At 66.0% G+C, this 20,122-nt stretch carries 20 protein-coding genes; 11 read left to right on the top strand and 9 right to left on the bottom strand.

The features are described from left to right. Positions 1-70 precede the first annotated feature (70 nt). Positions 71-1,966 (top strand): CASTOR/POLLUX-related putative ion channel, encoded by a 1,896-nt coding sequence (locus DFR69_RS23780; protein ID WP_110039816.1) that lies wholly within the window; start codon positions 71-73, stop codon positions 1,964-1,966. A 448-nt stretch (positions 1,967-2,414) separates the two neighbouring features. On the opposite strand, the gene DFR69_RS23785 is transcribed toward DFR69_RS23780, so the two are convergent. From DFR69_RS23785 to DFR69_RS23795, 3 genes are all read right to left on the bottom strand, one after another. Then, the gene (locus DFR69_RS23785) at positions 2,415-2,864 is read right to left on the bottom strand and encodes a hypothetical protein (RefSeq protein WP_110039817.1); all 450 of its coding nucleotides are present in this window, start codon (positions 2,862-2,864) and stop codon (positions 2,415-2,417) included. 16 nt (positions 2,865-2,880) lie between these two features. Continuing rightward, a complete protein-coding gene (locus tag DFR69_RS23790) occupies positions 2,881-3,270 on the bottom strand; it encodes a dsRNA-binding motif domain-containing protein (RefSeq protein WP_110039818.1) in 390 nt (129 codons plus the stop codon). 416 nt (positions 3,271-3,686) lie between these two features. Then, positions 3,687-4,724: a ParB/Srx family N-terminal domain-containing protein gene (locus DFR69_RS23795; protein ID WP_110039819.1), complete on the bottom strand. Its 1,038-nt coding sequence runs from the start codon at positions 4,722-4,724 to the stop codon at positions 3,687-3,689. 367 nt (positions 4,725-5,091) lie between these two features. On the opposite strand from DFR69_RS23795, the gene DFR69_RS23800 reads away from it, so the two are divergent. The 3 genes from DFR69_RS23800 to DFR69_RS23810 all read left to right on the top strand — a co-directional run bounded on the left by DFR69_RS23800 (position 5,092) and on the right by DFR69_RS23810 (position 8,147). Further along, positions 5,092-5,727, top strand: coding sequence for a DUF3558 family protein (locus DFR69_RS23800; RefSeq protein WP_167456381.1), 636 nt, complete (start codon positions 5,092-5,094; stop codon positions 5,725-5,727). 523 nt (positions 5,728-6,250) lie between these two features. Next, the gene (locus DFR69_RS23805) at positions 6,251-7,783 is read left to right on the top strand and encodes an LCP family protein (RefSeq protein WP_244198422.1); all 1,533 of its coding nucleotides are present in this window, start codon (positions 6,251-6,253) and stop codon (positions 7,781-7,783) included. 136 nt (positions 7,784-7,919) lie between these two features. Continuing rightward, positions 7,920-8,147, top strand: a complete 228-nt coding sequence (locus tag DFR69_RS23810) for a hypothetical protein (RefSeq protein WP_110039822.1) — start codon at positions 7,920-7,922, stop codon at positions 8,145-8,147. Between the two features lie 704 nt (positions 8,148-8,851). On the opposite strand, the gene DFR69_RS23815 is transcribed toward DFR69_RS23810, so the two are convergent. From DFR69_RS23815 to DFR69_RS23825, 3 genes are all read right to left on the bottom strand, one after another. After that, positions 8,852-9,055, bottom strand: coding sequence for a hypothetical protein (locus DFR69_RS23815; protein ID WP_110039823.1), 204 nt, complete (start codon positions 9,053-9,055; stop codon positions 8,852-8,854). Positions 9,056-9,124: 69 nt separating this feature from the next. Beyond that, positions 9,125-9,484, bottom strand: coding sequence for a hypothetical protein (locus DFR69_RS23820; RefSeq protein WP_244198423.1), 360 nt, complete (start codon positions 9,482-9,484; stop codon positions 9,125-9,127). A 19-nt stretch (positions 9,485-9,503) separates the two neighbouring features. Then, entirely contained in the window at positions 9,504-10,616 is a 1,113-nt protein-coding gene (locus DFR69_RS23825) for a DUF418 domain-containing protein (protein WP_110039824.1), read from the bottom strand. A gap of 331 nt (positions 10,617-10,947) precedes the next feature. Here DFR69_RS23825 and DFR69_RS23830 point away from each other — a divergent pair, with 331 nt between their 5' ends. The 4 genes from DFR69_RS23830 (at position 10,948) to DFR69_RS23845 (ending at position 14,244) form a co-directional block, all read left to right on the top strand. Further along, positions 10,948-11,856, top strand: coding sequence for a YncE family protein (locus DFR69_RS23830; protein WP_244198424.1), 909 nt, complete (start codon positions 10,948-10,950; stop codon positions 11,854-11,856). Between the two features lie 188 nt (positions 11,857-12,044). Further along, entirely contained in the window at positions 12,045-13,289 is a 1,245-nt protein-coding gene (locus DFR69_RS23835) for an MFS transporter (RefSeq protein ID WP_110039826.1), read from the top strand. A gap of 6 nt (positions 13,290-13,295) precedes the next feature. Then, positions 13,296-13,670 carry an ArsR/SmtB family transcription factor gene (locus tag DFR69_RS23840; protein ID WP_110039827.1) on the top strand — a complete coding sequence of 125 codons (375 nt, stop codon included), beginning with the start codon at positions 13,296-13,298 and terminating at the stop codon, positions 13,668-13,670. Beyond that, entirely contained in the window at positions 13,663-14,244 is a 582-nt protein-coding gene (locus DFR69_RS23845; RefSeq protein ID WP_244198425.1) for a copper resistance CopC family protein, read from the top strand. Before DFR69_RS23840 ends, DFR69_RS23845 begins: the two co-directional genes overlap by 8 nt. A gap of 10 nt (positions 14,245-14,254) precedes the next feature. Here DFR69_RS23845 and DFR69_RS34590 read toward each other — a convergent pair whose 3' ends face one another. The 3 genes from DFR69_RS34590 to DFR69_RS23855 form a co-directional block, all read right to left on the bottom strand. After that, the gene (locus DFR69_RS34590; RefSeq protein ID WP_167456382.1) at positions 14,255-14,419 is read right to left on the bottom strand and encodes a hypothetical protein; all 165 of its coding nucleotides are present in this window, start codon (positions 14,417-14,419) and stop codon (positions 14,255-14,257) included. 378 nt (positions 14,420-14,797) lie between these two features. Further along, positions 14,798-15,658: a sulfite exporter TauE/SafE family protein gene (locus DFR69_RS23850; RefSeq protein ID WP_341867804.1), complete on the bottom strand. Its 861-nt coding sequence runs from the start codon at positions 15,656-15,658 to the stop codon at positions 14,798-14,800. A 580-nt stretch (positions 15,659-16,238) separates the two neighbouring features. Continuing rightward, positions 16,239-16,637, bottom strand: coding sequence for a helix-turn-helix domain-containing protein (locus DFR69_RS23855; RefSeq protein ID WP_110039829.1), 399 nt, complete (start codon positions 16,635-16,637; stop codon positions 16,239-16,241). A gap of 159 nt (positions 16,638-16,796) precedes the next feature. Between DFR69_RS23855 and DFR69_RS23860 the strand changes: the two genes are divergently transcribed. From DFR69_RS23860 to DFR69_RS23870, 3 genes are all read left to right on the top strand, one after another. Beyond that, positions 16,797-18,161: a hemolysin family protein gene (locus tag DFR69_RS23860; RefSeq protein ID WP_110039830.1), complete on the top strand. Its 1,365-nt coding sequence runs from the start codon at positions 16,797-16,799 to the stop codon at positions 18,159-18,161. After that, entirely contained in the window at positions 18,154-19,188 is a 1,035-nt protein-coding gene (locus tag DFR69_RS23865; protein WP_110039831.1) for a CNNM domain-containing protein, read from the top strand. Before DFR69_RS23860 ends, DFR69_RS23865 begins: the two co-directional genes overlap by 8 nt. Positions 19,189-19,551: 363 nt before the next feature. Continuing rightward, on the top strand, positions 19,552-20,122 hold a 571-nt coding region (locus tag DFR69_RS23870), incomplete at its 3' end, for a TerD family protein (RefSeq protein ID WP_110039872.1).

The following is a 20,122-nucleotide window of genomic DNA, read 5'->3' on the forward strand; positions in this document are numbered from 1 at the left end:
CTGGTGCAGGATTCGCTGTAAACGGCTAGGTTCGACTCGAGCGGGTCGCCGGGAGCGCGAAGGGGCGGGGATGGCCAGGATCAGAGTGCGGGACCGGGCGAGATTCTGGTTCGACCGGACGATGGATCGCGGAACTCCGGCCTTGATCGGCTGGCTCGGGTTGGCTTCGGCCCTGCTGATCGCGGTCATCACGGGCCTGGCCACGCTCGTCGCACCCACTGATGTCGAGGGCGTCAAGGGTGGCTGGGTGGGTGTGGCGTGGATGAGTCTGCTGCGCACACTCGATCCCGGGACCATGGGAGGCGACGACGCCACCGTGTTCAGCGTGCCGTTTCTGCTGTTGATGCTCGCGGTGACCCTGGGCGGGGTCTTCATCGTCAGCTCGCTGATCGGTGTGCTGGTGACCGGCTTGGAACAACGGATCACCCAGCTGCGCAAGGGCCGGGCACCGTTGATCGCGTCCGGGCACACGGTGGTGCTGGGTTGGTCGGATCAGGTGTTCACCGTCGTGGCCGAGCTGGTCGGTGCGAACAAGGGCGCTCGCCGGTCGAGCGTGGTGATCCTGGCCGACCGCGACAAGGTCGACATGGAAGACCAGATCCGTACCCGCGTCCCGGAAACCGGCCGCACGAAGGTGATCTGCCGGTCCGGCAGTCCGCTCAAGCGGACCGATCTGGACCTGGTCAGTCTCGACACCGCCACATCGATCATCGTGCTGCCGCCACCGGGCGAGGACGCCGACGTCGATGTGATCAAGGTCTTGCTGCTGCTGAACAACCGGACGTGGCCGTCGCGGCGACCACATGTGGTCGCCGCGGTACATCAGTCACAGAATCTGGCGGCGGCGCGCTTGGCCGCCGACGGCGACACCGTCGTGATCGACGCCGAGGACATCACGGTCCGGATCGTGGTGCAATCGCATCGTCAGTCCGGTCTGTCCACGGTGTGTACCGACCTGCTCGACTTCGCCGGAAACGGCATCTACCTCAAACCCGAACCCGCGCTGGTCGGGGCGACCTACGGCGAGACGCTCGACCGCTACGACGACGGCTGTCCGATCGGTCTGCGCCGCCGTGACGGGACGGTGTCGGTGAACCCACCGATGAGCACCCTCGTCGAAACCGGTGACCAGATCATCCTGATCGCCGAGGGAGCGAGTTCGGCCAGGTTGCTCACCGAGCCGGTGCCCGTGGACACCGCCGCTATGGCGGCCGTCGCGGACTCGCCGCCGACCATCGAACCCGACCGCACCCTGCTGATCGGCTGGAACCCGCGTGGGCCCCGCATTCTGAGCTTGCTCGACGAGTACGTCCCACCCGGTTCGGTCCTCGACATCGCCGCCGCGTCCCCGCCGCCACAGGAGGTCACCGCCGAGCCGCGGTCCCACCTGCGTGTCGGCTATCAGTTCTGCGAGCCGACCAACAGGCGGTCGCTCGAGGCTCTCGACCCGGGAAGCTATCAGCATGTCATCGTGCTGACCGATGACAAACTCGACCAGGACCACGCCGATGATCGAACTCTGGTGACTTTGTTGCACCTGCGCGACATCGAGGTCCACATCGGCGATCCGTATTCGATCGTCACCGAGATGAACGACGACACCAACCGCGAGATCGCCCAGGTCACCAAGGCCGACGACTTCATCGTCAGCACCAAGCTGATCAGTCTGCTGCTGACCCAGCTGGCCGAGAACCGTCATCTGCAGGCGATATTCACCGACCTGTTCGATCCCAGCGGCTCCGAGATCTACCTCAAGCCCGCCCCGGAATACGTCAGCATCGGCGCGAAGGTCAACTTCGCCACCATCGTAGGCGCGGCACGGCTACGAGGGGAAGCCGCGATCGGCTACCGGCTCCACCACCTCAAGGATCAGCCACCGGCCTACGGTGTGACGCTCAATCCCCCCAAGGACTCCACCGTCACCTTCTCCGCTCTCGACAGCGTGATCGTGGTCGCCGAAGACTGACCCCGCCGCAGCGCCAAAGGCGCCGTTGAAACCAGACACCGGATCCTCGAGCGGTGCCGCAGCGTACCGCGAACCTAGGCGTGATCTGGCTCGACATGTGGTCAACGACCAGGCCTCAGGAGCGAACACTCTGGCTGAACCAGGCACCTTCGGCCTGCCGCAAACGCGTGGCCCGATCGACCTGAGAAGTTCGCCACGCTGTGGTCGAACATGCACCGGGGCGAGGCGCCGTCGCGCGGGCCTGCGCCCACGAGGTCACCATGTTGCCGCCATTCCTGGCCTATCGCTTCGGTCCGGAACGACCGAAACCTGTTCTCGCGGACACCGTCCCGTGTTCCTGGGCGCCGCCGCCAATGGCCGCGAGCATCCGGTGCCAGCATTTCGGCCCGAGTCTCCGGCGCTCCCCCTCGACGACGCCCAGATCACGCTCACCGCACTATCGGTGCCATCATGATTGGCCGCCCATCGACCACTGATCGACAAGGTACCGATACGAATCGGCCTTCTGGGCATAGTCGAAGATCGGACGCAAGGCGACGGTGACTTGACGGTCCGCCACCGGAGAGAAATCGGCGGCGTCGACCGCGAGGTCGGCGGCGACCTGTTCGAGCAGCGCGTCGACCTCCTCGTCGGTCATGTACACAGTCAGTGTGCACTCGAACGGCACCTGCGCCAGGTCGTAGTCATCGCCTTTCAGCCGCACCGCGGCCTCGGCCAGATCCGATACGGGCCCGAACCCGGTGACACAGGGAACCCGGTTCTCGGGATCGACCTTGCGCACGCTGCCCTCCAGCAGCAGTGCCACCGGATGAATCTCCTCGCTGGACACCGATCCCGGACCTTCACGGTCCGGCTTTCCCAGGCCGATGGCGACCTGCCAAATCTGGCGTTCGTTCATCGCAGCGCCTCCTCAACTAGCGTTTGGACGAGTGACTCTCGGTCCGGCAGTGCTTGAGCTTCATCCCCTGATCTCCTGCCGCCCTGTTGGCCTTGGCGTCGGCATCGCGCTCAGCGGCATCCTTGGTTTTACCCTTGCCGTCGAACTTGTGCGGCCCGGTGGCCCCTTGGCGGTTCATCTGCTCGAAGTAGCACGACCGCACCACGTAGTGCGTCGCCGCGAACTCGAACTCAAGACCACCGTGCTCTGCCTCGACCACTACCGCAGTACCGGTGTAGTCGAGAACCGACAAGGTCGGTGCACCGGGGGCCACACTCGACCGCGCAGCACCCGCCATGAGCACCGACGCGATCGCGGTCGTCGCCAGTACGGCACCCGTTGTGACAGCCTTCTTGACGCGCTTCATTCTGTGTTTCCTCCCCGATTCTCAGCCGTGAACGACACCGATCGGCCCGGACAGCAACTGAACCTGCAAAGAACCAGAGTGCCAGTCAGCGCGAAGCCCGATTCCATTGCAGATCAATGCCTTTCGGTCCGATCACTGGTTTGGACGCGGCGGGGTGAGGAATGGTTCCACGATGTGTCCGCCATCACAGGTCGTCGGCAGCGGTGCAATCGCGGCACGCCGGAGGTGAGAGTGAGTCCGTTTCGGGCGCAGTGGCCTGGCTTCGCCTGGCTCGGGTCGGCTTTCGAGGACTATTGGGCCGCTGGCAGACCCATCCCGATCGCTCGTCGCCGTCGAGCGATGATCGGTCTGGGTCAGCAAGGGGATCGACACTGCCACTTAGGGACGCGCCTGCGTGCGCGTCCACGGCGCACAGGTCAGCGCGCGTTCTTGTACTGCAGCGCGTAGGCCAGTTTGCCAGGCTTGTCATCGGTATAGGGCCGGGACAGCTTCGCGAATTCCTTGCTGTCGAAGGCAGAGAGCTTGCCGAGGGATTCGGCGGTGTGTCCGTCACTGACCTGCGCGCCGTTGTCGAGGGCGACGATGGCGGTGGAGATCGACCGGATCAGGGTGAGGTAGGCGCCGAGGTCGGTGCGATCGGTGTGGTCGGGCTGCACGGCGGGGTCGGACTGGGCCCGTAACCACCGGCCCCAGTAGAACTCTTGGAAAGCGGGGCTGTCGGCGTCCTGACTGAAGCCGATGTCGCGGGCGAAATACAGTGCCGCGCGGTAGCGGTCGTCGCCGAACTCCGACAGTCCGAGGCGCTGGGGAAGCTGGTGGGGACTGATGGGACGGTCGGCGGCATCGCGCAACCACGTCCACCCCTTCTCCTGCATGGTTTGCCAGAACGCGGCGGGATTGAGCCCCGACAGGTTGCCGGTGATGCGCACTCGGACGCGGAGATTCGGGCCGCCGTCAGGCGTTTCCCAGAACGAGGTGAACGTGTGGTGCCCATCGGTCAGATACAGCTGGCCGCCCGGTCCCACCACCGCGGTCTTCATCGGTCCGGTGGTCTGCGGGGTTTCCGAACCGACCGGCACCGCGCAGGTGAATGTGGCGGGGTCCGACAGCTTCGCCGCGGGCTGGGCTGTGAGGACTTCGCGTTGGCCGTTGGCTTCGCACCAATCGTCGAACCGCTTGTTGACCGCGTCCTTGCCGAGGGTGTAGCGGCCGAGCTTGTAGAACACCTCGTCATGGCCGAGCGAGGGTTGGGTGGGACGGAGTTCGGCCAGCGAGATTTCGACGAGATCGCCGGCCGCGAGGTCGCAGTAGCGCGCGGTGGTCGAGCCGTTGCCGACGCCGCACGGGAACAAGTCCCGCTCGGGTGCGGAATGGGCGAGGCTGCCGGTCGAGATGACGAGGCCGAGCGAGGCGAGGACTGCTACCAGCAGTCGACGCCCGGGGGTATTGCGCATGAAACTACTACTTCCTGTCAGTGTCGATTCCGGATCCGGCCGACTCGTCGCAGCTGTGTGTAGTCATCGTCTGCAACTGACAACCCGCCCCCGAGTGAACGGTCAGTGAACAGCCGCGTCTGTCAACACGTGCGTTCCCGCGCAATGGGATGCTCGGGCACGACGGCTATTCGACAGCTCGGCGGTGAACTCGATGCGTCCCGGATGCGCAGGCATCACGGCCGCAGCGCGGGTCGGGTCGAGTGCTCGTGGCGGCGTCGAATTCTGTGTCGAGGTCGGCGTCTTGGGGATTCGGGAAGCGGTCAACCAGGGCAGTCGGGTCGGATACCGTGGAACGTGCCGGGTCGCCAGAGGCGCGGGAGGGATCGTGGAACTGTTGCGGCGTCGGTCGGTGGCTGTGGCGGTCCTGGTTGTCGCGGCGTGTGGGCTTTCAGCAGCTGAATTGACCGGCTGTAGCGCTCACGCGCTCGAGCCCGGTGGTTCGTCCTCGGTCCTGGACCTTGCTCCGTCCCAGACCCCCATCACTGGTTCCTTGGTATCGAAGCCTGCCGCATCGGGCGCCGCGGCCGTGGTCGTCGAGTTCGATCCGTGTACTCAAGTCGGCGGTGATGTGATCGCCGGTCTGGGATTCCGCAGCGGGTCGCGCCACAGGACCTCGCCTGCCATCGACAGCTACCGGGCGCTCGGTTGCACCTTCGACAAGACAGCGGGCACTGGTGACCAGCGGTGGCAAGCGCAATTGACGGTGTGGTCTGTTCCGGTCCCGTTGCAGGAGCTCGCACGCCGTGTCGAGTTCACCGAGCGCCGCCAGCTCGACATCAACGGCCGCGAGGCATTCGGCTACCGCCGCAGTGACGACCCGTCCTACAGCATGGTCATGGTCGCCCCGACCGGCACGGTCGGTGTCACGATGATCCTGGCAGAGCCGACAGATCCCGATACTGCGTGGGACCGAGTCGAACACGCTGCCACGGCTGTCGAAGCAGTGGTGCCGCCGATGTGAGCTGCCGCCGTCACGGGCATGGACGCGGCAGGGACGGTGCCGGTGACGGTGAGCCGGAATGTTGTCGTGCGGTCCGATCGGAGGGAGGTGCCCGACGGATCCATCCATCCAGCGGTCGCAGGGGCGAACAAGCACGTGAGAGCCCGTCTCGCTCGCTCGGTTCTCGCCCATCGACCAGCGCGCCGTCAGCGCGATCAGGGGCTGGCCCGTCGGTCGCGGGAGTGAGCACAGCAACGCAGGAGGCAGCGGTCAGCGGGTCCTTATGATGGTCGGTGGCCTCGATTCGGCAGGGGCCGCAGATGGGAGACGCTGGGGAATGGAAGACCCGACACCGACGACACCGGTTCGCTACACGGTGCCGCCGGCATCCGGGCAGCGGCGGCGCGAGGACACTACGCGCCCTCGGCTCGATCAGCGCTCCTCGACGAGTGTGCACGGCGGCGCCGATGCGCCCACCGATCAGCATCCGGTCCACCGGCGTTCCGGATCCGCCCGATCCGGTGATGTCGGGACCGGGCGGGCGGTGACAAGGAGCGGTGCCGAGGCGCGGCGAGCTCGGCGCCGTCGGCAGGCCCGCCACGAGGACCCCGCACGGCAAGCGCGCCGCTTGGCGAAGAGCGCGGTGGTGCTCGCCGCGGTACTGGTGGTGACCGGCACCGGAGGTGCGTGGGGGTACATGCGTTCCACCGACAACGGGTTCACTCAGGTCGGGGCGCTGGATCTCGATTCCACCGATGTGGTCGATCCCGGTGCTCAGGTCGGTGATGAAACGTTTCTGATCGTCGGAACCGACAGCCGCGCCGGGGCCAACGGCCAGGTCGGTGCCGGTAGCGCCGATGCGGTGGAAGGCGCACGCGCCGACACGGTGATGCTGGTCAATATTCCGGCCAACCGGCAGCGGGCGGTGGCCGTGTCGTTTCCCCGTGATCTGGATGTGTACCGGCCGCAGTGCCAGGCGTGGGACAACCCCAGCGCCAGCTACACCGAGGAACTGATGCCCGCCGCCGACGGCGCCAAGCTGAATTCCACCTACGCCCTGGGCGGACCGCGGTGTCTGGTGAAGGTGATCCAGAAGATCACCGGCATCAAGATCGGTCATTTCATCGGTATCGATTTCGCCGGGTTCGAAGCGATGGTCGACCAGATCGGGGGTGTGCAGGTCTGCACACCGACTCCGCTCATCGACGACATTCTCGGTCCGGTCCTGCCGAGGACCGGACCTCAGCTGGTCGACGGCGAAACCGCGTTGAACTATGTGCGGGCACGCCATATCCGCAGCGATGGCACCAGCGACTACGGGCGCATCAAACGGCAACAGCGATTCCTGTCGTCGTTGCTGCGCTCGGCGATGTCGAACAAGGTCCTGTTCGACCCGGCCAAGCTCAACGGCTTCATCTCCGCGTTCACCCGCCAGACCTTCGTCGAGAATGTCACCACCAAAGACCTGCTCGCGCTGGGCCGGTCTCTGCAAGGAGTCAATGCCGGTGCGATCACCTTCTTGACCGTGCCGACGTCGGGCACCAACGACGTCGGCAACGAGATTCCCCGTACGACCGACATCAAGGCGATCTTCGGTGCCATCATCGATGACACCCCGCTGCCGGGGGAGCAACGCAACCCGGCCGCGGCGCCGACGGTCCCGGCAGCGGTGGCCCCTGCCCCGCCACCGGGTCCGGCGTTGACCGTCAGTCCCGCGCAGATCAGCGTCCGTGTCGCGAACGCCACCACGATCTCGGGGCTGGCCGCGGTCACCGCGGACTCGTTGGCTGACAGCTCGTTTCAGATCTACGAGATCACCAACCATCTTGAGCCGAGCACCCGCACCGTCATCCGCCACAACGCTGCTCTGACCGAGGCCGCGCAGACGCTGGCCGCGGCGATTCCCGGCGCTGTACTCGAACAGACCAGCAGCTCGGCCGGATATCTGGACTTGATCCTGGGCAGCGATTTCACTGGCAGCGTCAACTCGACCACCCTCGGCGAGTCCGGCCCGCAGCTCGCGGAGATCCCGGCCGACCTCACCGTCACCAACGCCGCCGATGACACCTGCACCTGACCGGGCGACCGTCGAGTGCCGCGAACCCCGTAGGAGGGGCAGCAGCGCCTCCACGGGGCCGACTCCACTCGGTCCTGGTGCACACTGGCCGGTTTCGAATCCCTCGACTCGACCGCACCGATCGTAGACGACGGCGGTGAGTGCACTGTTGCTGCAGGGACAATCCGGCGACCTCGACACCGACACCCTCATCGTCACCGTCGACAATCAGGCTGGCATCGATCTCGCGGCGCTGCTGTTGACCACCGCCGGAACCGTCACGCGATCCCACGCGGTGATCTCCGCCGGGCAACCACGCGGGCCCGGGATCGAGCTGCTGTGGGACCGAGATTCCCGGCCCGACGCGGGCGGCATCAACTTGTGAGCGATTCCCGCCGACGTCCACTGCATCAGGATCGTGGTGTCGCTGGCCGATCCCGGCGCAGGCATGAGGCGGCGGCGTCGTTGTACGACAGAATAATCGCGGTCGATTAAGAAGCGATGGCTGGAGCACTGTAGTGGATGTGCTCCGGCGGATGCCGATGGCCGCATTGAACGATGCTACGTCTGGTCTGCCGGGAGCGGTCGCAGGTTTGATTCCTCGGCAGGACACGCAAAACATGGGCAACCGGAAAACGCCTGGTCATCGCGGATTCTTACACAATCTAGCGATCCCGGTTCGCCGGTGTCGATCCTATCGTGTTCCCTTCTCCGATGTGCCCACGGCGGGGCACATCGGAGAAGGGGGCGCGGGCGACCTGCGGTTTTCGAGCGGTCAGTTGAGAACTGCTGGCTGTAGACGGGTCGGTGTTGTCTCGTGCAGGACAGGCGACCTGCCGACTCCGGTCCGACAGTTGAGCACTCCACGTTCCCGCCGCGCCAACAGCCCTAGACTCCGCCACTCGGCCGCCAACTCCACTTGTGCTGGACACCTGCCCGCGCGCCTTGCTGCATCACACCCCGCAGCGATATCGTGTCGGGCCGGATACCGGTCATGCTCTGTTTGCTCGGGAAGTACCGGCGATCGGGCATCGCGACATGCGCCGCGAAATTGTGACGGAGCGGTCGGTTTCGGGTTGAGGCGCCGTGTTAGGTGATCGACTCAGCCTTCGCCTGTCCGGGCCTGGTTTCTGGATCATTCACGGCCGCTGTTGTTTCCGTGGCGAGGCTGCGGTAGATGAAGTCGCGGATCGTGCGGGTGAGCTGTTCGAAGGCCGCCTCCGGTGGGTCGGTGAGGCGGTAGATGGCGGCAGCGAACAGCATGCCGTTGACGGCTCGTGCGGTGCTGTCCACGTCGAGGTCGCCGCGGAAGTAGCCGACGTCGACACCGTTCGATCACAGAGTCGTGTCCGCAATTCGAAGTCAGAGCGAACTGATGCCCAGCATCGCCGCGGCTGCGGCAGTCGGGACCAACATGCCGAATCCCAGCGAGACCAGCCTCGCTCCGGACGGACGAAATTCGCCGACGTGCGATATTGCCAGCCCGGCCAGCATGACGGCGGTGGCAAGTGCGATCGAATACAGCGGAGAGATCGCGGTCACAGTCACAGTGATACCGCCGAGGGCAAGCCCGGCCACGGCCCAGCGCCAGCGCCAGTCCTCGACTTCGAAACCGTCCGTCTGCCACACCTGGATCTCCTGCTGAACTGCAATTCTATCGCAGTCCGAAGTCCGCAACGGTTCGGTGGCCGAGGTCGCGCAACCCGGGCTGACGGTGGACATGAATTGTTGCGTCAGCGGCTCAGATCAACCGCTGGGCACGCACGGTCGTCGAGCTCAGCATCGCTTCGAGAGGGCCGCGGCGAAAGCGCTGCATCCAGATGGTCGCCGCCACGGTGGTGCCTGCGGTCAATCCGATCAAGACCACCATCGAACGTTCGGCAAGGGTATCGATGCCTGTCGCGTGGATCGCCCAGACCGCGCCGATGTGTGCGACGTAAACAGTCAGCGACATGGCGCCCACCGCGGTGACCGGACGAAGCGCGCGGGTGAGCATGCCGTGCTCGGCAGTGGCCAAGAGCGCGGTCGCGACGATCGCGACCGCGACACCGGTATTTCCGAGCACGGACAAAGTGGTTTGGCTGTGGGGAGCCGCGACCAGCAGCCAAGACCAATGCTCGGAGTTTCCGCTGTCGAATGCCCACCACAGTCGAGATCCACGCAATAGCGGGTCCACGCCCGGGACGGTGTCCATTGCCAGCCAGGACCCGCCGTAGCCGAGGACGGCTGTACCGACTCCGACCCAGAGCAACCCGAATTGAATCCGCGTCGAAGCCAGGTCCATCCGTGCCAGCGCCATTCCGGTCAGGATGAACGACACCCACACCAATGCCGGATACGTCCCTGTCACCACCAGCTCGCAGGCAGCTGTCGACGTGGACTCACACCAGGGCCGCGCGACGAAGAGCAACTGTGGACCGGCCAGAACCGCCGCGACCGCGGCGACGGAAAGAACGCGACCGCTCATCCGGACCAGCGGCAGAACGAGTACGAAGCACGCGCCGTAGAAGACGAGGATCACCTTCACCGGTGCGCCGGAGATGCTGAGGATCAGACCCAGCGCTATGAGAATTGCCGCCCGCACCAGAACCGCGACGGTTGTTCGTGTTCCGCCGCAAGTCCGCTCACGCGAGGTGATGTAGATCAGTGTGATGCCGGTCAGGACCGCGAACAACGCGGATGCTCGGCCGTCGGCGGCGTCGAGCGCGAAACCGACGACGCCGCCGCGGCCGTCCTCGGGGCCGAGGTGGGCGACGAACATCCCGAAAACCGCCAGTCCCCGCGCGAGGTCGAGCCCGGGAATCCGCCGGCGCCGCCGGGGCTCACTCTCGTCGTGTGCCGTGACTTCGCTCATCCAGGGCCTCCACGCCGAAACCGGTTCCACAACAACTCATCTGGTGACATTAGTTGTTCCGGAGGGCGCCGGGTTCGCCGGTGGATACCGCGTGCTCGACGAACCTTCGGGAAGGCCCGGGAATGAGCAGCCGATCAGACGGTGGTCGAGGGCGAATGAGTGCGGCTGTCGGCCTGTCGGCGGGTGTGCAGGGTGCGTACCGTGAAACTACGAGGTGCATCTCTCGCCAGGAGGCGCTGTGCGGTTGACGAGGCTTTCGATGATGTCGATCCTCGGCGTGATCGCGGTCGGCTGCGGGCCCGCGTCGGCGCCGGGAGTCGGTGAACTGCCGTTGCGTGAGGTCGGCGGTATCGCGCTGAGCGGTGGGACGGCGCGGTTCGACTACACCAGCCTCGACCCCGGGTCGGGTGCGTTGTACATCGCGCATATGGGTGCCGGAGAGGTGATCGAAGTCGACACCCGTGCCCATCGTGTCGTGCGGACGATCGCGGATCTGCCCGGTGTGCACGGCGTACTCGCTGTGCCGGGACGGCATCAGGTGTTCGCCACGGTGACCGACCGCAACCAGATGGCGACCATCGACGCCGACACGGGTGTTGTCGTTCGCACTACGCCGACCGGGGAGTATCCGGACGGGTTGGCCTACGATTCGCGCCGCGCCGCGGTGTGGACGACGAACGAACACGCGGGAACCGAGACCGTCATCGACGCCGATACCGGCGTAGTTCAGGCGACGGTGGGGCTCGGTGGTGAAGTGGGCAATGTCGTCTACGACGTCGCGATCGACCGAGTGCTGGTAGGCGTTCAGGGCCGCGGTGAGATAGCGGTCATCGATCCGGCAACGTTCGCAGTGACTGATCGGATCGGGGTACCGGGCTGCGCGGGGCCGCACGGGTTGGCACTCGATGGGCCGGATCAGGTGGTCTTCGTAGGGTGTGAAGGCAATGCCACCCTGGTCACGGTCGATCTGACCGCACGCAGGGTCACCGATCGCCACGGTGTTGGTCCGACCCCGGATGTACTGGTGTACGACGAGGCGGCCCGCAGGCTGTATGTCGCTGCCGAAAGCGGCTGGGTCAGTGTGTTCGACTACCACGGCGGGCGAACCACCGTCGTAGCATCGCGGTTCATGGCTGACGGGGCGCACACGCTCGCCCTCGATCCCGGCACTCATCACAGCTTCTTCCCGCTGCCGCGCAGTGCCGGCTCGGTGCTGCGCGAGTTCGAGCCCACGCCCTGAACGGGTGGCGCACCCCGCATCTGCGAGCTGCGGTCGAGTTGACACGAATGTCGCACGGCGGTTGTTTCGGCTGCTCAATGGTTCGTCGGGTGGCAGCCTGCGGCGAGCTGCTTGTTATCAGGTTCGCACCTGCGCACATATTGCATTAGCCTGGACGGTGTCGAGTGAGGTGAGCCAGGAGGTCGGCTGTGTTGGAGGTGCTGCGGCATCGAGGTTTCCGTCGGCTGTTCACCGCTCAGGTGGTCGCGCTGGTGGGTACCGGGCTGTTGACGGTGGCGTTGGGTCTGCTGGCCTTCGACATCGCCGGTGCCGACGCGGGTGCGGTGCTGGGCACGGCGCTGGCCATCAAGATGGTCGCCTATGTCGGTGTGGCGCCGGTGATTTCCGCGCTGACGGATCGGGTCCCGCGACGTGTGCTGTTGGTGTCGGCGGACGCGGTGCGTGCGGTCGTCGCGCTGGCACTGCCGTTTGTGAGCGATGTGTGGCAGATCTATCTGCTGATCTTCGTCCTGCAGGCGGCATCGGCGACCTTCACTCCTGCCTTCCAGGCCGTGATCCCCTCCGTGCTGGAGGACGAGGAGGACTACACGCGCGGGCTGTCGCTGTCGCGGCTGGCCTATGACCTCGAATCGCTGCTGAGCCCCGTGCTGGCCGCGGCGTTGCTGACGGTGATCAGTTACAACTTGCTCTTCCTGGGGACTACGGCGGGTTTCGTCGTGTCGGCGGCGATGGTTGTGGGTACCCGGCTGCCGCGCCGGGTGCCCGTCGATCGGTCGGTGCCGCTCACTCGGCGCATCACCGGTGGCGCGCGGATCATGGCGGCCGACCCGGTGCTGCGTGGCCTGCTCGCGATGAACCTCGCTGTTGGGGCCGCGACCGCGCTGGTCGTGGTCAATACCGTCGTCTACGTCCGCGACCTGCTCGCGGGCCCGGCGTCCGCGGTCGCCATCGCTCTGGGCGTCTATGGTGCCGGATCGATGGTCGTGGCGATCTCGGTGCCCCGGTTGCTCGCCGTGATGCCCGACCGTCGGTTGATGTTGACCGGCTGTACCGTGTTGCCCATCGGTCTGGCCATCGCGGCAGTCCTTGCTGCCGTCGAGCCTGCCCCGGTAGCGGGATGGGTTCTGCTCGCGCTGGCATGGTTGTTGCTCGGGGCGGGAGCGTCGATGATCAACACCCCGGCGGCGCGGCTGCTGCGGGCGCGATCCGACGACGCGACGCGTCCGGCGGTGTTCACCGCCCAGTTCTCGTTGTCGCACGCGTGTTTTCTGCTGACCTACCCCATCGCGGGCTGGGTCGGCGCGGTGGTGGGGCAGTTCGGCGCGGCGGTGGTGTTGGCAGTGCTGGCTACACTGGCCGGGATCACGGCCGCGCGGCTGTGGCCGCAGACGACGGCCACGGTGCCGCAGGCCCAGAGAGTCGAAAGTCGGTGAACCAGGATGACCGGGGAGCCCGGTTCGAACGCGAGTGCGCCGGTGGTGCCCAGTCTCGTTCATGCCGTCGAACCAGACTCCCCGCGTCTCGAGGCCGCGACGTCGGCGTTCCGGATGCTCGCTGATCCCACCCGCCTGCACATCCTGTGGATTCTGGCCAGTGGAGAAGCGGATGTCAGCGCACTGACCGAGGCCACAGCGGCCTCTCGGACCGCGGTGAGTCAGCACCTGGCGAAGCTGCGCTTCACCGGCATGGTCGAGACCCGCCGTGAGGGCCGACATATCGTCTATCGCATCAGAGACGGCCACCTCGCCCGGCTCGTTCGCGAAGGTCTCAATCTTGCCGATCACATGGTGACAGGAGAACAACCCCATGCATGAGTCGATCCGCGCACTGCCCGCGACAGCGGTCACGATCGTAATGCGAACCGCGGCGGCGTTCGTGGCCGTGCTCGCCGCGCTGGCGCTGACAGCCGGTCCAGCAGCGGCGCATGCCGCGCTGTCGGGCAGCGACCCCGCGGACGGCGCACGCATCGACACCGCGCCTACCCAGGTGAATTTGACCTTCAACGAAGCCATTCAGTCGACCTTCGCCGCGCTGACCGTGGTCGGACCCGACGGGCAGCACTACGAACGTAGCGAACCGAAGACACAGGGCAAGACCTTGTCGACCGACCTGACCGGCTTGGGCCCGGCGGGGGTCTACACGGTCGGGTTCCGTGTCGTCTCCGAGGACGGGCACCCGATCCAGGGCAGCTACACCTTTGATTTGACCAAGGCTGCCCCGACCACTGCGGCGGACAGCGGCACGCCCGCATCGCCGACAACGCAACCGGCCGCTGCCGAGACCGATGAGTCCAACGGGTTCCCGATGTGGATCTGGGCCGTGGCTGTGGTCGTCTTGCTGGGCGGTGGACTGGCAGTCGTTCTCGGTGCCGCCCGCCGCAAGAGCTGAGCCCCGAGTGCTACTGCGGCGCGGGGCGTAGACCTGCGTCGATCGCAGCAGTGGCGAGGATGTGAAAGGTCTGATCGACGGTTTCGGCCGAGGTCGTGAGTCCGCTCTCGATCCAGGTGCGAATGGCGGTGATGAGCATGCTGGTGACCATGGCGGCCTGCAGTGGCGGTGCCACGGAGGGAATTGTTGCGGGAGGTGCGTCGTTCGGTGAGGCGGGCGGTGAGGGTGTCGGTAATCTCGTCGTGGAGGGCGGACAGGAAAAAGGTGAGGCCCCGGTCCTTGGCCATGATCCGGTAGAGCTCCGGCTCGGCGCCGAGGTGATGCAGCGAGGGGTGCGTGTCGTTGGTGCTGGCACCGCTGGTCGTGGCGATCGGATGGGCACTCAACCTTGTGAGCGTGGCCGATTTCTTCGACTTCGAGTGAAGCTCGCCCTACACCAGCTCAGGAAAGTCGTCCTCGGCCGAACAGTTCGTCGCGACGATCACCGGTGAATCTCGACGTCGGCAGAGGGCCCGCCGAAGCCTCGCAGATCGGTGAATTCTGACGTCAACGCCTACTGGTGGCGCCAGACCTTGACTGATGAGATCAGCAGCAGCGCGGTCAGAATCGGAATGAGGGCGGCACTGGGAACCACACCGAGCAGCAGCCCGCCCACGACCGTTCCCGCGATCGAACCGGCAGCCATGACGAAGACGAATCGGGTATTGGCGCCCAGGATCTGGAAGCTGTCGTCGCGGCTGTAGCGGGCGAATGCGACCAACATGGTCGGCAACGACACCATCAGCGACAGGCTCCCGGCTACCTTGATATCCACGCCGAACAGCAACACGATCGTCGGAATCAGCAGCTCCCCACCGGCCACACCCATCAGCGCGGCCACGATCCCGATCCCGACCCCGGCTATCACTGCCGTGATGACTCGCGCCGACGTCGGCAACTCCACAGTGTCGAGGTGCCCGAGGTGACTGACCGCCAGGGCGGCGGCGATCAGGACCAACAGCCCGGCCAAGACCCGGTAGAGGGTGCGCGAATGCATCTTCGTGGCCCAACTCGCGCCGAGCCAGGCACCGACGAGGCTGCCCGCGAGCAGGTTCACCGCGATCGTCGCGTGCTGGCTCACTTCCGAATACGGCAGGGCAAGCAGCCTGGCGGGCAGGGCGGTCAGGACCACGATCAGGCTCATCGCCTTGTTCAGGATGACCGCGTGCAGGGCGGCGAATCCGAAGAGCCCGATCAGTAGCGGCAGCCGGAACTCCGCGCCTCCGAGCCCGATCCGCCCGCCCAATACACCGATCACCGCACCGGACGCGAAGACCAGCAGCAACGCGCCCCGCCGGGCCGTGGCCGTCGATCCGGTCGGCTCGTCAACTACCTCGCTCACACGCCGGACGGTACGGTGCCGCAGCGACCTCACCGCGCCCGGCCAAGGTGAAGTCAGGATTCACCGATACCGAAATCCGGCACCAGGATGCGATGTCAGACTTCGCCGATCGGTGACGTCGAGACTCACCCCCAGAACCATGGTCTCGACCACTCTGTCAGCGGTGGTGTTCGGGGGCTTGATCGTCTTGCCCGCGCGCTGTTTCGTACCGGGCTCGTCCCGCGATTGTCGGCAGGGCTGATCATTGCCGGAAAGTGCTGATTCTCCTGTTCGCGGCCGCGGAGAATTGGATGGTCCTCGGATCGGTGGCCATGCTGATCGGCTCAGTACCGTTGAGCGCGGTAGCGCTACGCGGCAGGGTCGGCCTGCCGCTCGATCCGGTGAGTGGCGCGTCGTTGCGGTAAGGGGAGGATGGGCGCCGCGATCGGTGCTGACGGAGGATCTGGATCTGTCCGGCGCTCGCGCGGATGGATTCGACGATCATGCCGGAGGTGCCCGCGGCGCTCTCTCCGGAGCCGGAGTGGTGGCGGCGTCGAGATTCGGCCCGCCATCGCGGCCGGTACTCGATGTACTTTGCCTGTCGCCAGGATCAGCACTGACCGATGGCCGCTGTTCAGAGAATCGGGATGTCAGGTGGGATCTGCAGCGCGATGGCGACCAGCGTGTGGACCCGGCCGGCGATGATGGCCAGCAGGCCTTGCATCGCTGTCGGCGCACCCTCGATCGTGGCTTGTAGCGTCTTCAGATCGTCGTCGAGGCGCGCGAGGCTCGACGCGACGTCGCCAGGTCCGCCGGACAACGCTGCCGCGATCTCCTCAAGCGAAATCCCTTGAGATTCCAGCTGTTTGATCAGAGCTATCCGATCGACGGCAGCGGGATCGTAGAGGCGGTAATTGCCTGCCGAACGACCGGCCGGTGCCAGCAATCCCAGGTTCGTGTAGTAGTCGACGGTCCGGGTGCTGACCTGCGCGCTCGTGGCCAGTTCGCCGATCCGGATCAGTCGTTCGGACATCGGCGCATCTCCCTTCGCGTGGCCTTTCGCTACCCCTAACCATACAGTCCAACGTGCTACTCTGGCGGGCATGCCTGATGGAGAAACCGACGACGAAGGTCCGTCTCGATTGCCCCGCGCTGTGGTGAGTGTTCTACTGCGCAGTGACGGGGTGAGAGTGTGCTGACTGTACTCAGCGTGGTTGCGGGCGTTGTAGTGGTCCTGTTGATCACCGCGGTGACCGGATATTTCGTTGCCCAGGAATTCGCCTATATGGCGGTGGACCGGTCGCGGCTGGCCGCGCAGGCCGAGACCGGCGACGCATCGGCGGGTCGCGCGCTGGCGGTCACCCGGCGGACGTCGTTCATGTTGTCGGGGGCCCAGCTCGGGATCACGGTGACCGGCCTGCTCGTCGGCTATGTGGCCGAACCGCTGATCGGCCGTGGCCTCGGTGAATTGTTCGGGGGAGTCGGGATACCGGCCGCGGTGGGTATCGGCATCGGTACGGTGCTGGCGATCGGATTCTCGACCATCGTGCAGATGCTGTTCGGTGAGCTGTTCCCGAAGAACCTCGCGATCGCTCGTCCCGAGCCGGTCGCGCGCTGGCTGGCCCGTTCGACCACCCTGTATCTGCGGATATTCGGTTGGCTGATCTGGCTTTTCGATCAATCGTCGAACGTGCTGCTGCGCGCCTTGCGGATCGAACCGGTCCATGACGTCGAGCATTCGGCGACCCCACGCGATCTCGAGCACATCGTCGCGGCCTCCCGCGACGCCGGTGAACTACCACGCGAATTGTCGACGCTGCTCGATCGGATCCTTGATTTCCCGTCCGCCACGGCCGAACACGCGATGATTCCCCGTTCGCAGGTAGACCTGATCGAGGTCGATGAACCGGTCGCCTCGGTGCTCGCCCGGATGAGCGCCGGGCACACCCGCTATCCCGTGGTCGGGAGCTCGAGCGACGATCTGCTTGGCACCATCGAACTGCACGACCTGCTCTATGGAACCCCGACCGGTACCGCGGGTGATCACCTGCGCCCAGCCGTGCTGGTCCCGGAATCGCTGGCCTTACCCGACGTCATTGCCCGCCTGAGCGAGGCTGGCCAGGAGATGGCGCTAGTCGTCGACGAATACGGCGGGTTCGCCGGCATCGTCACCGTCGAGGACATCGCCGAGGAACTCGTCGGTGAGATCGCCGACGAACACGACTCCGGTACCACTCCGGAAATCGTTGCCGACGGCGAGGGTTGGCTCGTGCCGGGCGAGGTGCACATCGACGAAGTCGAACGGGTCATCGAGGTCGACCTTCCCGCCGGTGACTACGAGACAGTCGCCGGGCTGGTCATCCATGCTTACGGCGGTCTGCCGGGCGTCGGTGATCGGGTCGAGATCACGGTGCCGCGCAGCGGCGCCGACTACATCGCCGACGAACCAGGTCCGGCCCGCACGGTGGTGGCCGAGGTCAGGGCCATCGGCAAGCATGTGCCGTCCTCGGTGTGGCTGACCATCCGCACCGAACAGGCTGGAGACGTCGATGAGTAACCCATGGGTGGTCGTCGCGGTCACGATCGTGTTGATCGCCGCCAGCGCCTTCTTCGTCGCTGTCGAGTTCGCGCTGATCGCGGCGCGGCGACACCGGCTCGAGGATGCCGCGCCGAACAGTCGCGCCGCTCGTGCGGCATTGCGCAGTTCCGCGGAGTTGCCGGTGCTGCTGGCCGGGTCGCAGCTGGGCATCACGGTGTGCACGCTGGCACTGGGTGCGATCACCAAACCCGCTGTGCACCACTGGATCACCCCGCTCATCGAGCACATGGGCGCGCCGCTGTGGATCGCCGACGTCGCGGGATTCGTGCTGGCGTTGATCGTGGTGACCTTCCTGCATCTGGTGGTCGGGGAGATGGCTCCCAAATCGTGGGCCATCGCGCATCCGGAGAAGTCCGCCACCATGCTGGCGATCCCGATGCGGGCGTTCATGGCGGTGACGCGGCCACTGCTGACGGCGTTGAACCACGCCGCCAACTGGTGCCTGCGCAAGGTCGGCGTCACCCCGGTCGACGAGGTCGACGCCGGGCAAGATCCGGCCGCCCTGCGCCACCTTGTCGAACATTCCGCGACCGCGGGCACCCTCGACGAGCGCTACCGCGGAAACCTCACCAGCGCATTGGAACTCGAGCAGCTCACCGTCGGCGACATCGTTGTGCCGAATCCGGCCCCGAGCGCGGTCGCACCGGCCGCCAAGGTCGGTGACATCCAGCAGAGATCGCGCGAGACCGGTCACCTGCGGCTGCTGGTGCGCGACGGCGACGAGGTCTTGGGCGTGGTCCATGTGCGCGATAGTCTGGCGGCGTCACCACAGACGACCGCGGCCGAGCTGATGCGGCCGGTGCTGCGGTTCGATGCCGATGTGCCGGTCTACGAGGCGTTGCGGGTGATGAGGGAAAAGCGCCGACACTTCACACTGGTCACCACGTCGGCCGAATCAGAGTCGAGGATCGTCGGTCTGGTCACCATTACCGATGTCCTGCAGCGACTGCTTCTGGCGGGCGCGAGCAGCGACGCCACCACCTAGTCAGGGCAGGTCGAGGGGGAGACTGTGGCCGACACCAACAACGAGGTACCTGCACCGGTATGGGGTCCGGGCGTACTCGCTGCCCGATTGCGTGATGCGGTGACGGCGGCGAGCCTGGAATCGGTGGCCGCCACCCGGCGGGCCGAGCAGGCGGGGTTGTCGTTGACCCGGGATCTGATCGAGCTGGTCGAGCTTCGGCGGAAAGTACTCGCCATCGCCGATCAACTCGACTCCCACCGATCAGTTCCCGCACTCCGCCCGCCCGGCAGCGGGATAATGATCGAACCTCCGGACACCGATCGCGACGCCACCGCAATGACCAGGTGGCACAGGCAGTTTCACTCCACGAGGAAAGGAAAGACCATGGGTGTCAGTCTGGCCAAGGGCGGCAATGTGTCGCTGTCGAAGCAGGCGCCGAACCTGACCGCGGTCGCGGTCGGTCTCGGCTGGGACGTGCGCTCGACCACGGGCACCGACTTCGATCTCGACGCCAGTGCGTTGATCACCGGTCCGACTCAAAAGGTGCTCTCCGACGGGCATTTCGTGTTCTACAACAACCTGCGCTCGCCCGAGGGCAGCGTCGAGCACACCGGTGACAACCTGACGGGTGAGGGCGAGGGCGACGATGAGGTGATCAACGTCGACCTCGCGGCGACCCCGCCGACGATCACCAACATCTTCTTCCCCGTCTCCATCCACGACGCGCAGGCCCGCTCCCAGTCGTTCGGACAGGTCCGCAACGCCTACATCCGCGTCGTCGACCGCGCCACCGGTGCGGAGTTGGCCCGCTACGACCTCACCGAGGACGCGTCGAGCGAGACGGCGATGGTCTTCGGTGAGCTCTACCGCAGCGGGTCAGAGTGGAAGTTCCGCGCGATCGGGCAGGGCTATGCCTCCGGATTGGCCGGTATCGCCCGCGACTACGGCGTCAACC

The organism is Nocardia neocaledoniensis (assembly GCF_003182135.1).
GTDB classification, from domain to species: domain Bacteria; phylum Actinomycetota; class Actinomycetes; order Mycobacteriales; family Mycobacteriaceae; genus Nocardia; species Nocardia neocaledoniensis.